The sequence below is a fragment of the Amycolatopsis sp. cg5 genome (assembly GCF_041346955.1).
Taxonomy (GTDB): Bacteria; Actinomycetota; Actinomycetes; order Mycobacteriales; family Pseudonocardiaceae; genus Amycolatopsis.
The window spans coordinates 5,348,923-5,361,851 of record NZ_CP166849.1 but is presented as its reverse complement, the minus strand read 5'-3'; the positions used below and the strand labels follow the sequence as shown (position 1 = coordinate 5,361,851).

General features: G+C 68.6%; 8 protein-coding genes, 1 pseudogene and 1 other annotated feature. Of the genes and pseudogenes, 8 read left to right on the top strand and 1 reads right to left on the bottom strand.

All coding sequences use genetic code 11. The annotated features are described in order from the left end of the window. Window positions 1–66 precede the first annotated feature (66 nt). From AB5J62_RS24050 to AB5J62_RS24015, 8 genes and pseudogenes are all read left to right on the top strand, one after another. Window positions 67–1,674 carry an acyl-CoA carboxylase subunit beta gene (locus AB5J62_RS24050; RefSeq protein ID WP_370942185.1) on the top strand — a complete coding sequence of 536 codons (1,608 nt, stop codon included), beginning with the start codon at window positions 67–69 and terminating at the stop codon, window positions 1,672–1,674. Beyond that, window positions 1,671–1,853: an acyl-CoA carboxylase subunit epsilon gene (locus AB5J62_RS24045; RefSeq protein ID WP_370942183.1), complete on the top strand. Its 183-nt coding sequence runs from the start codon at window positions 1,671–1,673 to the stop codon at window positions 1,851–1,853. The genes AB5J62_RS24050 and AB5J62_RS24045 overlap by 4 nt, the downstream gene beginning before the upstream one ends. A 632-nt stretch (window positions 1,854–2,485) precedes the next feature. Continuing rightward, on the top strand, window positions 2,486–4,354 hold the full coding sequence (locus tag AB5J62_RS24040) for a BTAD domain-containing putative transcriptional regulator (protein WP_370942182.1): 1,869 nt from the start codon (window positions 2,486–2,488) through the stop codon (window positions 4,352–4,354). A gap of 170 nt (window positions 4,355–4,524) precedes the next feature. After that, window positions 4,525–5,790 (top strand): beta-ketoacyl synthase, encoded by a 1,266-nt coding sequence (locus AB5J62_RS24035; protein WP_370942180.1) that lies wholly within the window; start codon window positions 4,525–4,527, stop codon window positions 5,788–5,790. After that, window positions 5,787–7,013 (top strand): ketosynthase chain-length factor, encoded by a 1,227-nt coding sequence (locus AB5J62_RS24030; protein ID WP_370942179.1) that lies wholly within the window; start codon window positions 5,787–5,789, stop codon window positions 7,011–7,013. Before AB5J62_RS24035 ends, AB5J62_RS24030 begins: the two co-directional genes overlap by 4 nt. Continuing rightward, window positions 7,013–7,276, top strand: a complete 264-nt coding sequence (locus AB5J62_RS24025; protein WP_370942178.1) for an acyl carrier protein — start codon at window positions 7,013–7,015, stop codon at window positions 7,274–7,276. Before AB5J62_RS24030 ends, AB5J62_RS24025 begins: the two co-directional genes overlap by 1 nt. A 29-nt stretch (window positions 7,277–7,305) precedes the next feature. Continuing rightward, the gene (locus tag AB5J62_RS24020) at window positions 7,306–8,925 is read left to right on the top strand and encodes an FAD-dependent oxidoreductase (protein ID WP_370942177.1); all 1,620 of its coding nucleotides are present in this window, start codon (window positions 7,306–7,308) and stop codon (window positions 8,923–8,925) included. A 511-nt stretch (window positions 8,926–9,436) separates the two neighbouring features. After that, a pseudogene (locus AB5J62_RS24015) lies at window positions 9,437–10,664 on the top strand (IS3 family transposase). Continuing rightward, window positions 9,715–9,843 (top strand) — a sequence feature (AL1L pseudoknot). (Overlaps the previous pseudogene by 129 nt.) 256 nt (window positions 10,665–10,920) lie before the next feature. On the opposite strand, the gene AB5J62_RS24010 reads toward AB5J62_RS24015, so the two are convergent. After that, on the bottom strand, window positions 10,921–12,921 hold the full coding sequence (locus AB5J62_RS24010) for an ABC transporter ATP-binding protein (RefSeq protein WP_370950319.1): 2,001 nt from the start codon (window positions 12,919–12,921) through the stop codon (window positions 10,921–10,923). Window positions 12,922–12,929: the final 8 nt, after the last annotated feature.

Below are 12,929 nucleotides of genomic sequence, written 5' to 3'. Positions count from 1 at the left end.
GAGAGTGGTGCGAGTCAGCGCGCTTAGCGTCGATCCGATTGTCCGTCAGTGGCAGGAGGAGTTGCGATGAGTGTCGTCGATTCGCGGGGGCCGGCGGCGCCGAAGCGGCGGGCCCACGGGGTGCCGAGCTTGCGGGAGCGGGTCGCCGAGGTCAATGAGGTCAAGGCGCTCGCCGAGGCGGGACCCGGCCAGGCCGCCACCGCCGCGCAGCATCGCCGGGGCAAGCGGACCGTGCGCGAACGGCTGGACCTGCTGTTCGACGAGGGCACGTTCACCGAGATCGAAGCACTGCGCAGGCACCGGGCCACCGGGTTCGGGCTGGAGGCGCGGCGGCCGCACACCGACGGGGTGGTGACCGGGTGGGGCCTGGTCGACGGCCGGGTGGTGTTCGCCTACGCGCACGACTTCCGGATCTTCGGCGGCGCGCTCGGCGAGGCGCACGCGGAGAAGATCTGCAAGGTCATGGATCTCGCCGAGTCGGCGGGCGCGCCCATCGTCGGGCTGTGCGACGGCGCGGGCGCGCGGATCCAGGAAGGTGTTTCGGCGCTCGCCGGCTACGGCGGGATCTTCCAGCGGAACGTGCGCAACTCCGGGGTGATCCCGCAGATCAGCGTCGTGCTCGGGCCCTGCGCCGGTGGCGCGGCGTACTCGCCCGCGCTGACCGACTTCGTGTTCATGGTCCGCGGCACCGCGCAGATGTTCATCACCGGGCCGGAGGTGGTGCGCTCGGTCACCGGCGAGGAGATCACGCACGAGGGACTGGGCGGCGCCGACGTGCACGCCGAGACCTCGGGGGTGGCCGCGTTCGCCTACGACGACGAGGAGACCTGCCTCGCCGACGTGCGGTGCCTGCTGGCGCTGCTGCCGTCGAACAACCGGGAGCTGCCCCCGGTCGCGCCGAGCGCCGACCCCGTCGGGCGGCGCTGCGAGGCACTGCTCGACCTGGTGCCCGCGAACCCGCAGCAGGGCTACGACATGCGCGCGGTGCTCGCCGAGATCGTCGACGACGGCGAGGTCTTCGAAGTGCACGAGCTGTGGGCGACCAATGTCATCTGCGGGCTCGCCAGGCTCGGCGGGCACGTCATCGGGCTCGTCGCCAACCAGCCGAGCAGCCTGGCAGGGGTGCTCGACATCAGCGCGGCGGAGAAGGCCGCGCGGTTCGTCCAGTATTGCGACGCCTTCAACATCCCGCTCGTCACCTTCGTCGACGTGCCCGGCTTCCTGCCCGGTGTCGACCAGGAACACGGCGGCGTCATCCGGCACGGCGCGAAGCTGCTGTACGCCTACTGCAACGCCACCGTTCCCCGCGTCCAGGTCATTCTGCGCAAGGCCTACGGCGGCGCCTACATCGTGATGGACTCGCGGTCGATCGGCACCGATCTGTCGCTGGCCTGGCCGGTGAACGAAATCGCGGTGATGGGCGCCGAGGGCGCCGCCGATGTGGTCTTCCGCAAGGAGATCGCGCGCTCGGAGAATCCGGCGCTCGCCCGCGCGGCGCATATCGCCGAATACTCCGAACAACTGATGCATCCCTATTACGCGGCCGAACGCGGGCTCGTCGACGACGTGATCGACCCGGCGGAGACCCGGATCCGGCTGGCAGGCGCGCTCACCATGTTGCGCGGCAAGCACGCCGAGCTGCCGAGCCGCAAGCACGGGAACCCGCCGCAATGACCGGGCCGTGGCTGCGGGTGGTGCGCGGCGAGCCGGATCCGGCCGAACTCGCCGCTCTGGTCGCGGTGCTGTCCACGCTCGCTCGAGGCGAAACCGGGGAACCCGCGCGGGTCCGGCCGGTGCGGTGGACCGCTTCCGGCACCGGCTGGCGTGCCACGCGCCGGTGGTCGCGGCACTGAGGAACCACGGGCGCCTGCGGGGTTACGCCATTCGTCCCATGGTCGAGTGACCATCCAGCCGAGATCGAGTGCGGGCCAAGACAGTGGGCCGGTGGCGGGCCTTGCCGGCGCATTAACGCGCACCGTTCGGGGTGCGCCGAATAAACGAGAAATAGATGCGGAAATGGGGTGACAATGATCAACTTCGAGCGAGCCGGATTGCGAACTTTGTCCGATATGATCATGCACTTCTGTACGTTGATGAATGGCTTGTTTCGGCCATTGGTGGAAACTTGACGACTTCTGGGGGCTGGGGTACGTTCGGTCATAGGGAACCTGATCTTAGGGGTACGGAGCTGGGGCTTTAGGGAAAACGAGGTAACGCGGACCTCGTTTTACCGCTGGGGAAGAAAACGAGAATCCGACAATTCCGTGTCAGCGTCGACACGTGGTCGTGAATCTCGCGCTACTGGGGTGATCACTGGGCGCGACGGTATCGGCCGTCGCCTGGTGGAATTGCGGGTAATCCGAAGGCTTTTTGTATATGGGGAATGTATGCCGTGTTGTGTCGAGGGGGCGACGGGGTCGACCGCCCGGCAAAGACGCGGCACCTGACTCTTATTTCACAGGAAGAGGTTCACATGCTGCGGTTCATGCTCCTCGGACCGGTGGAAATACTGACTCCGGACGGTGCGCTGACACCGACCGCGCCGATGCTCCGCCGGGTGCTGGCGCTCCTGCTGATCCGCGCGAACACCGTCGTGCGGAGCGGCACCCTCGTCGAAGAGCTGTGGGGCGATCGCCCGCCGCGCAGCGCCAGGACCACCCTGCAGACCTACATCTACCAGCTGCGCAAGCTGCTCAACGGCCCGAGAAGCGGCGGCGGCGCCGCACCGGGCGCCGACATGCTGCTGACCAGGCCGTCCGGCTACGAACTCCGCCTCGGCGGGGCGGAGCTGGACGTGCGGGAGTTCGAGGAGCTGGTCGATCGCGCCAAGACCGCCCGCGCCGAAGGACTGGTCGAGGACGCGGTCGAGGTGCTGCGGTCCGCGCTCGACCTGTGGTCCGGCTGCGCGCTCACCGGGGTCGAGATGGGCCCGGTGCTCGACGCGGCGGTGACCAGGCTGGAGGAGCTCCGCAAGGAGGCGCTGGAACTCCGGCTGGAGCTCGAACTCCAGCTCGGCAAGCACCACGAGCTGGTCAGCGAGCTGCTTTCGCTGGTCAGCTCCCACCCGGCGCACGAAGGGTTCGTCGCGAAGCTCATGCTCGCGCTCGTCCGCAGCGGACGGCGGGTCGAGGCGCTCGAGGTCTACCGGAAGACCAGGGCCGAGCTGGTGAACGGACTCGGCCTGGAACCCTCGCCGGAGATCCAGGAACTGCACCAGTCGATCCTCAACGGGGACATGGAGGTCGGCTCGCGCACCGCCACGCTCGCCACGGCGATGCCACTGCCGGCGCCCGCGCAGCTCCCCGCCGCGATCGGCGACTTCGTCGACCGCGCCGCCGAGCACAGCTACCTGCGCACCGCACTGCGCGGTGGCGGGTCAGGGGTCCAGGTCGTCCAGATCCTCGGCTCGCCCGGCGTCGGCAAGACGACCTTCGCCCTGCAGGCCGCGCACGAGCTGCGGCCGCTGTTCCCCGACGGCCAGTTCTACGCCGACGTCGGCGAGCTGGCCGATCCCGGCAGGGGACTGGCCGCCACGCTCGGCGGGTTCCTGCGCGGCTGCGGGGTTCCGCCGGACCGGCTGCCGACCAGGGTGATCGATCTGAGCAGCATGTTCCGCACCTGGACGGCGGACCGCCGCGCGCTGGTGGTGCTGGACGACGCCGTGTCCGACGCGCATGTCCGCGCGCTCAGTCCCGGTGGTTCCTCCTGCGCGATGCTCGTCGCCGGCCGGACCAGGCTCACCTCGATGCCGAGCGTGATCACCATCGGGCTGCCGCCACTGTCGGAAGCCGCGGCGGTGGACCTGCTCGGCCGCCTCATCGGGCGGGAGCGGGTCAAGGCGGAGCCGGGCGCGGCGCGGGCGCTGGTCCGGATCTGCAACTGCCTGCCGCTCGCGCTGCGCGCGCTGGCCGCGCGGCTGGTGCTGCGGCGCCAATGGCGGCTCGCGCAGCTGGTCGAACGGCTCACCCAGGCCGAAGACCTCATCGCGGAACTGGGCGACGGCGGGCTCCGGCTGGTGTCCACAGTGGAGGCCAGCACCCGCCAGCTCGCGGTGATGGCGCTCGAGGCCTTCCACCTCATCGGCGAGCTCGGGGTGCCGATCGTGACCGCCGAGCTGATCGCCCGGCGGATGGGGATCAAGCCGGTGCTCGCGGAGGGACTGCTGGAACAGCTGGCCGACGCGAACCTGATCGAGGAGCAGTCGTCCGCGCCGGACGAGGCGGGCCGGTGGCACTCGTGCTATCGCGTCTCGCTGGTGCTCCGGCACGCCGCGAAGCGGCTGGCCGAGAACGGCCGCATGGCACCGGGAATCCGTTTGTCCGATATGGACAGCGCGTTGTGCGGCGGTGCCTGACCGCGGTCCACTATGGAAGCGCGAACCCCACCGGACTGGTCGTCCGGTGGGGTTTTCGCGTTGTCACGAAGTTCCAAGCGCAGGACGTCCGTTCTCTTTCGAGCGCCGCTCTAGGAAAGTCCTTCAGGGTTACCGGGTATGGAAGGTCATGAACCCGCCCGCTGGGAGGCATGGTGACTCAACGTCGTGTCGTGATAACCGGAATCGGTGTCGTGGCGCCGGGCGGTGTCGGTACCAAGATGTTCTGGGAACGCGTGGTTTCCGGGGTCTCGGCGACCAGGCCGATCACGCTGTTCGACCCCGCGCCGTTCCGGTCGAGGATGGCAGCCGAGTGTGATTTCGACCCGGTGCGCGAAGGCCTGACACCGCAGGAGATCCGCCGGATGGACCGGGTGACCCAGTTCGCGGTGGTCGCCGCGAAGGAGGCGCTCGCCGACAGCGGGATCGAGATCGGCGCCGGCGAGGCGCACCGGGCGGGCGTCAGCCTGGGCTGCGCGGTCGGCTGCACCGAAAAGCTGGAGCAGGAGTACGTCGTGCTCAGCGACGGCGGCAGGCAGTGGCAGGTGGACCACACCTACACGGTCCCGCACCTGTTCGACTACTTCGTCCCGAGTTCGATCGCCGCCGAGGTGGCGATGCTCAGCGGCGCGGAGGGACCGGCCACCGTGATGTCGGCGGGCTGCACCTCCGGGATCGACTCGCTCGGCTACGCCTGCGAACTGATCAGGGAAGGCACGGCCGACGTGATGATCGCGGGCGGCGCGGAGGCGCCGATCGCGCCCATCACGGTCGCGTGCTTCGACGCGATCAGGGCGACCTCACGCCACAACGACGACCCCACCCGCGCTTCGCGCCCGTTCGACCGCACCCGCAACGGGTTCGTGCTCGGGGAGGGCAGCGCGGTGCTGGTGCTCGAAGAACTCGAAAGCGCCCGACGGCGCGGCGCGCGTGTCTACGCCGAGATCAGCGGTTTCGGCAACCGCAGCAACGCTTATCACATGACCGGGCTGCGTGCGGACGGCATCGAGCTGGCCGCCGCGATCACCGCGGCGCTCGACGAGGCGAAGCTCGGCCCCGCCGCGCTCGACTACGTCAACGCGCACGGCACCGCGACCAAGCAGAACGACCTGCACGAGACGGCCGCGCTCAAGCGCAGTCTCGGCACGCACGCCTACGGGGTGCCGGTCAGCTCGATCAAGTCGATGATCGGCCACTCGCTCGGCGCGGTCGGCTCGATCGAGGTGGCCGCGTGCGCGCTCGCCATCGAGCACGGGATCGTGCCGCCGACGGCGAACCTGACCGACCAGGACCCGGAACTCGACCTCGACTACGTGCCGCTGACGGCCCGCGAGAAGAAGGTCGACGTGGCACTCACCGTCGGCAGCGGATTCGGCGGCTTCCAGAGCGCCATGGTGCTCGCCGGGGTGGCCGCATGACCGCGACCGTGGTGACCGGGCTCGGCGTGCTGGCGCCGAACGGTTCCGGGCTCGACGAATACTGGGCGGCGACGCTGCGCGGGGAGAGCGCCATCCACCGGATCGAGCGGTTCGACCCGGAGCGCTACCCGGCCAAGCTCGGCGGTGAGTTCACCGGGTTCGACGTACGGGAACGGTTACCGGGCAGGCTGATCCCGCAGACCGACCGGATGACCCAGTTCGCGCTCGTCGCCTCCGACGACGCGCTGGCCGACGCGAAGATCGACCTGGCCGACTGGTCCTCTTCGGACATGGGTGTGATCACCGCGAGTTCCTCCGGCGGCTTCGAGTTCGGCCAGCACGAGCTGGAAAAGCTCTATGCCAAGGGACCGGGGCACGTCAGCGCGTACATGTCGTTCGCCTGGTTCTACGCGGTGAACTCCGGGCAGCTCTCGATCCGCCACGGCATGCGCGGGCCGACCGGCGTCTTCGTCGCCGAGCAGGCGGGCGGGCTGGACGCCGTCGCGCAGGCACGCCGGAAGATCCGGCGGGGACTGGGACTGGTGCTCACCGGCGGCATGGACGCTTCACTGTGCCCGTACGGGATGGCCGCGCACATGGCGGGCGGCCGGATCAGCGAGCGCGACGACCCCGGCACCGCGTACCTGCCGTTCGCCGAGGACGCGAACGGGCACGTGCCCGGCGAGGGTGGCGCGATACTGACCGTCGAAAACGCCGACCGCGCAAGGGAAAGAGGCGCGCGGGTGTACGGCGAGATCGCGGGTTACGGCGCGACCTTCGACCCGCCCGCGTCGTCGGGACGCCCGGCGAACCTGCGGCGGGCGGCCGCGATCGCGCTCGCCGATGCCGGGCTGTCCCCAAGTGACATCGCGGTGGTCTTCGCCGACGCGGCGGGCTCACCGGAGCTGGACCGGATCGAGGCCGACGCGATCACCGCGCTGTTCGGCCCGCACGGGGTCCCGGTGACCGCGCCGAAGGCGGCGATCGGCAGGCTGCATTCCGGCGCCGCGCCACTGGATCTGGTGTGCGCGCTGCAGGCGGTGCGCGAAGGGCTGGCGCCGCCCACCGCGAACGTCGCCGCAGCCGACCCCGCCTACCGGATCGATCTCGTCGTCGGCGAGCCGAGGCGGCTCGACGGCACCGCGGCTCTGGTGCTCGCCAGGGGATACGGCGGATTCAACGCGGCCATGGTCGTGCGTGGCGTGAGCGGAAAGGAAACGTGATGACGGAGTTCACCCAGGAGGACTTGTTCCGGATCATGCGCGAATGCGCTGGTGAGGACGAGTCGGCCGAGCTCGGCGCCGCCTCGGCCGGCGCCGATTTCGACGATCTCGGCTACGACTCGCTCGCGGTGATGGAAACCGCGAGCCGGGTTTCGCGCGAGTACGGGGTTTCGCTGCCGGAGGAGGAGGTCGCCGACGTGCGGACCCCCGAGTCGTTCGTGGCGATGGTCCGGCAGCAGCAACGGCAGCAACAGCCCGTCTGATGACGAACGCCAAGCGAAAGGAAGGGCCAGTGCCGGAAGAACGGGTGCCCGTGCTGATCTCGGGCGGGGGAGGGACCGGGCTGGCGGCGGCGCTTTTCCTTGCCCGGCAAGGAGTCAAGCCGCTGCTGGTGGAAAAGCACGAGCGGACCTCGATCTATCCGAGGGCGACCGGGCTCGCGCCGCGCACCAGGGAGCTGCTGCGCGAGGCCGGGCTCGACGAGGCGGTGCTCGCGGCGGGCAGCCTGATGGCGAGCAACGGCGGCAAGCTCGTCGTCGAGCAGCTCGCGGGCACGGATCTGGCCAAGGCACACCGGGTTTCCCCGGTCGCGGACGACTCGATGGACATCGTCGGCTCGGTGAGTCCCATCACCAGCACGAACGGGATCTGCCCGCAGGACAGGCTGGAGCCGATCCTGCTCGCCGAGGCCCGCGAGCTCGGCGCCGACATCAGGTTCGGCACCGAGGTGGTCGACCTGGCCGAGACCGATGACGGCGTCACCGTGACCGTGCTCGACCACGAGACCGGGCAGCGGTCGGTCATCGCCGCCGACCACGTGATCGCCGCGGACGGCGCGGCCAGCCCGATCCGCGAGCGGCTCGGCATCAGCAGCACCGGGCCCGGCCCGCTGGGCGGTCCGATGATCACCGTGCTGTTCCGCGCCGACCTCACGGACCTGGTGCGCGGCCACGAGTTCGTCGTCTGCGAGATCCGCAAGCCGGACGCCGAAGGGCTGCTGCTCGCGATCAACAACACCGACCGCTGGGTCTTCTACATCTCCTGCCCGCCGGGCAGCGGCCGCACCCCGGCCGACTTCCCGCCGCAGCGCTGCCTCGAGGTCGTCCGCGAGGCCATCGGCCTGCCGGACCTGGACGTCGAACTGCTCGCGGTCATGCCATGGCAGGCGGCCGCCTCGGTGGCCGACGAGATGCGGCGCGGCCGCGTCTTCCTGATCGGCGACGCCGCGCACGTGATGCCGCCGAGCGGCGCGTACGGGCTGAACACCGGCATCGCCGACGCGCACAACCTGGCCTGGAAACTGGCCATGGTGTCCCGCGGCGAGGCCGGTCCCGCACTGCTCGACAGCTACGAGCGTGAGCGCCTCCCGGTCGGCCGGTTCACCGTCGAGCAGGCGATGCTCGTCCAGCGCAACCCTCGGCTGCACTGGGACCTGAAGTCGTCGCTGGCCGAGCGCGAGCAGCTCGGGATGGCCCACCCGGTCGTCGTTTCCCTGTGCCAGCAGTATGTTTCGGGCGCGGTGGACGGTCCTCGTGCGGAGCTGCCCTCGTTGAGCGACCCGGCTTTGAACCTCGACGGTCACCCCGGGACGCGTGCGCCGCATCTGCGGGTGCTCCGCGATGGGGTTTCGGTGTCCACAGTGGACCTGTTCGGCACGGGTTTCGTGTTGCTGTGCGGTCCTGGTGGTCATCGATGGCAGGCCGCCGCCGAGGAGTTGCCGGTGACCGCCTACCGGCTCGCGGCGGACGGCGATCTCGTGGACGCCGAGCAGCGATGGGCGGCGCTCGCGGGGATCAAGCCGGAAGGCGCGCTCCTCGTCCGGCCGGACGGTTTCGTGGCGTGGCGCGGTGTGGACGACACCGAGGCCTCCGCCGCGCACCTGGGCCGCGTCTTGCGCGGAGTCCTTTACTGACAAGGGTTTTCGACCGACCCGGCATTGTGGGGGTCGTGAGTGGTACGGCCGGTTAGAACCGGCCGTACCACTCACGACCCCCTAGGCCTTGGGCAAGCTTCAGCCGGCCTTGTCGAGTGGGTGCCGTGAGCGTCGCGGGATGTTCTCACCGCGTGGAAAGTCGAACGTGGCGTGTCTGCTGGGCGGTTGGGTGAGGGCCTCCCTGCCTCGGTTCGGGTGGGTGGGGGCCTCCCTAACCCGGATATACGGGTGGGGGCCTCCCTCACCCAGGAATTTGGGTGAGGGAGGCCCCCACCCGGCCGCTGGATCACGTCCCTGAGTCGGGCAAGGCGGCTGAATGGGGTCGTGAGTGGTTTGGCCGGTTATTGGGCGGAAGGTCAAAGGTGGCGTGTTCAGGGCGCGGAGTGAGTGCGGTTTGCGGCGTTGAGCGACGCAAGCCGCACTCACCCAGGCGCTAGGTGAACCGCCCCGGGTTTGATGGAGGCTCCATCGTGTGAGTGAGGATGGAGTTATGGCCCGGTCTTCGAGGCATCCGCGTGAGGTGCGTGAGCGCGCGGTTGCGCTGGTGTTTGAGCAGGTAGAGCAGTATTCGTCGCAGTGGGAGGCGATCACGTCGATCGCAGCGAAGGTCGGGGTGTCGGCGGAGAGCCTGCGCCGGTGGGTGCGGCAGGCTGAGACCGATCAGGGGGCGCGGTCGGGTGTGACGACCGAGGAGGAGCAGCGGATCCGGGAGTTGGAGCGGGAGAATCGTGAGTTGCGGCGGGCGAACGAGATTCTGAAGGCGGCGTCGGCTTTCTTCGCGAGGGAGCTCGACCCTCGACCGCCACGCTCGTAACGTTCATCACGGAATATAGGGACCGGTTCGGAGTCGAGCCGATCTGTGCCGTGCTGACCGAGTTCGGGATCAAGATCGCTCCGTCCACTTATTATGCCGCCCTCTCTCGCCCGGTATCGGCGAGGGAAGTTCGCGACGAGGAACTGAAAAAGGAAATCCGACGTGTGTATGACGATAATTATCGGGTGTATGGTGCCCGGAAAATATGGTGGCAGCTGAACCGTGAGGGCGTCGCCGTCGGGCGGGGCCGGGTGGAGCGGCTCATGCGCGCGCTGGGCCTGGCCGGCGCGGTCCGGGGGAAGACGGTGCGCACGACGGTGTCCGATCCTGATGGTGTCCGCGCCGCGGACCTGGTGAGACGCCAGTTCGCCGCCGGTGCGCCGAATCGGTTGTGGGTAGCGGACTTCACCTACGTCGCGACCTGGGCGGGCGCGGTCTACGTCGCGTTCGCCATTGACGTGTTCTCCCGCAAGATCGTCGGCTGGCGCGTGAGTATGTCCAAGGAAACCGATCTGGTGCTCGACGCTATCGAGCAGGGGTTGCGGCATAGGGACTACCGGTGGAGCGAGGGGCAAGAAAAGTTGATTCACCATTCCGACGCCGGAAGTCAATATACTTCTTTCCGTTCACGCAGCATCTTATCGATTCGGGTATCGACGCGTCGATCGGCACAGTTGGCGACGCTCTGGACAACGCACTCGCGGAATCTGCCATCGGTCTTTATAAAACCGAGTTGATTAAACCGAACGGGCCGTGGCACAATAAACAAGAAGTCGACGTCGCCACCGCAGCGTGGGTCGAGTGGTACAACAACCAGCGACTCCATGGAGCGTGCGGCGGCCGACCACCCGTCGAGTTCGAGACCCTGTACGAGTCAGGTGACCTGATCAGCCTGGTCGCCTGACCCCAACAACGAGTCTCTACCGAACCCGGGGCGGTTCAAGGCCGGTAGTGAGGGGAGCCGTCATCCCCGGTTGGTGTGGGTGGGGGCCTCCCTCACCCAGGAATTTGGGTGAGGGAGGCCCCCACCCGGCCGCTGGATCACGTCCCTGAGTCGGGCAAGGCGGCTGAATGGGGTCGTGAGTGGTTTGGCCGGTTAGAACCGGCCGTACCACTCACGACCCCCTAGGCGTTGGGTAAGCAGGGGTGGCGGTGACGGGTCATGAGGTGAGTTCTTCGTCGAGGTAGGCCGCGGCCTGGAGGTTGAAGAGCTCGGCGTAGCTGGCGTTGAGCGCCATCAGTTCGCCGTGCGTGCCGTGCTCGGCCACCTGGCCGCCGTCGAGCAGGAGGATGCGGTCGGCCTGGCGGACCGTGGAGAACCGGTGCGAGATGTAGAGCGTGGTGCGGCCGTGGGCGAGTTCGCGCAGGCGGGAGAACAGGTCGTGCTCGGCCTGGGCGTCGAGTGCCGAGGTGGGCTCGTCGAGTACGAGGATCGGGGACTTCCGCATGAAGGCGCGGGCGAGCGCGATCTTCTGCCATTCGCCGCCGGACAGGCTGACGCCCTGGTCGAACCAGCGGCCCAGCGGGCTGTCGAACTGCTTGGGCAGGCGCTCGACGCGGTCGGCGATGCCGGCGCGGCGGGCGGAGTCCTTGATCAGGTCGAGGTCTTCGAGGTGGGGGAGGTCGCCGAGGCCGATGTTCTCGCCCGCGGTCGCCTGGTAGGTCACGAAGTCCTGGAACATGGCGCTGATGCGGGTGCGGTACTCCTCAGGGTCGAACTGCTTGATGTCGGTGCCGTCGAGCAGGATGCGGCCGTCGGTCGGGTCGTACAGCCTGCACAAAAGCTTGATGAGCGTTGACTTTCCCGCGCCGTTGCGGCCGACGACAGCCAGCGTCTCGCCGGCGTTGATGGTGAAGCTGACGTTGTCGAGCGCGCGCTCGGTGGTGCCCTGGTAGCTGAACGAGACGTTCTCGAAGGTGATCTGGCCGTGCACGGATTCGGGGACCGGCACCGGTTTCTCGGGCCTGCGGATCGAGGGCTTGGTGCCCAGGAAGCGGAAGAGCGTGTCCAGGAAGAGGTTGTTCTCGTACATGCCGGTGAAGCCGATGAACAAGCCCTGCACCGAACTCTGCACGGCCGTGGCCGCGCCGGTGTAGAGCGCCAGGTCACCGAGCGTCAGGTTGCCCTCGACGGCCTGGAGCGCGATGTAGAGGTAGATGGCGGAGCTGGTGAACGTCGTCAGCATGCTCCACGCCGTGCCCACCACGTTGCGGACGCCGATCAGCTTGCGCTGGCGCTCGTAGTAGACCTGACCGAGCTTGCGGAACCGCTCGACCAGGTAAGGCCCGAAGCCGAACAGCTTGACTTCCTTGGCGTAGGTGTCGGTGGTGACCAGCGACGACAGGTACTCCATGCGGCGGCGGATGGGGGAGCTGAGGAAGGTCAGCGCGAAACCGCGTGCGCTGAAGCGGGACTGGGAGATGAACGCCGGGATCGGGGTGAGCAGCGCGATCACCGCGAGCATGGGGCTGATCGCGACCAGCAGGGTGATCATGCTGGCGAACGTGATCGCCGTCTTCACCAGTCCGAACGCGGAGTTCATCATCGACAGCGGGCGGGCAGGCGCTTCCTGCTCCGCCTGGCGCAGCAGGTCGTAGGACTGCGAACCCTCGAAGAAGGCCAGGTCCAGTTTGGTCGCCTGGTCCATCACCTTGTGCCGGATGGTCAGCAGCATCTTCTCCTGCAGCAGCTGCTGCGCGATGTTCGTCATCGCGGTCATGGTCGCGCCGACGACGAACACGACGAACTGGAAGAGCGCGACCGCGACGATGTTCGTCATCGAGGTCACCTGCACGTCGCCCAGCAGGGGCAGCGCGAGTGGCACGCGGTCCGGCAGGTGCTGCGAGTGGACTCCGATGGCCTGGACCACCGCGTCCATCAGCAGTTTGACCAGATACGCGGACAGCGTCGGCATCAGGCCGCTGATCACCGTGACCACCGCCATGGTGATCGTGAGCAGGGGGCTGGCCGCCCAGGTCAGCTTGACGACCCTGGGCAGGCCGCGCACGGTGCCGACCACCGACTCGCGCATCCGTTTCCAGCGCGACCGGAAGTCCTTCTTCTGTACTTGGGGTTTCGGGTCGGGGATGTCGATCGGGCCGGTCAGCCCGCTGTCGGCGACTGAGGTCGGGTCGTCGAGGCCGAACGGCAGGCGACGCATCGCCGATT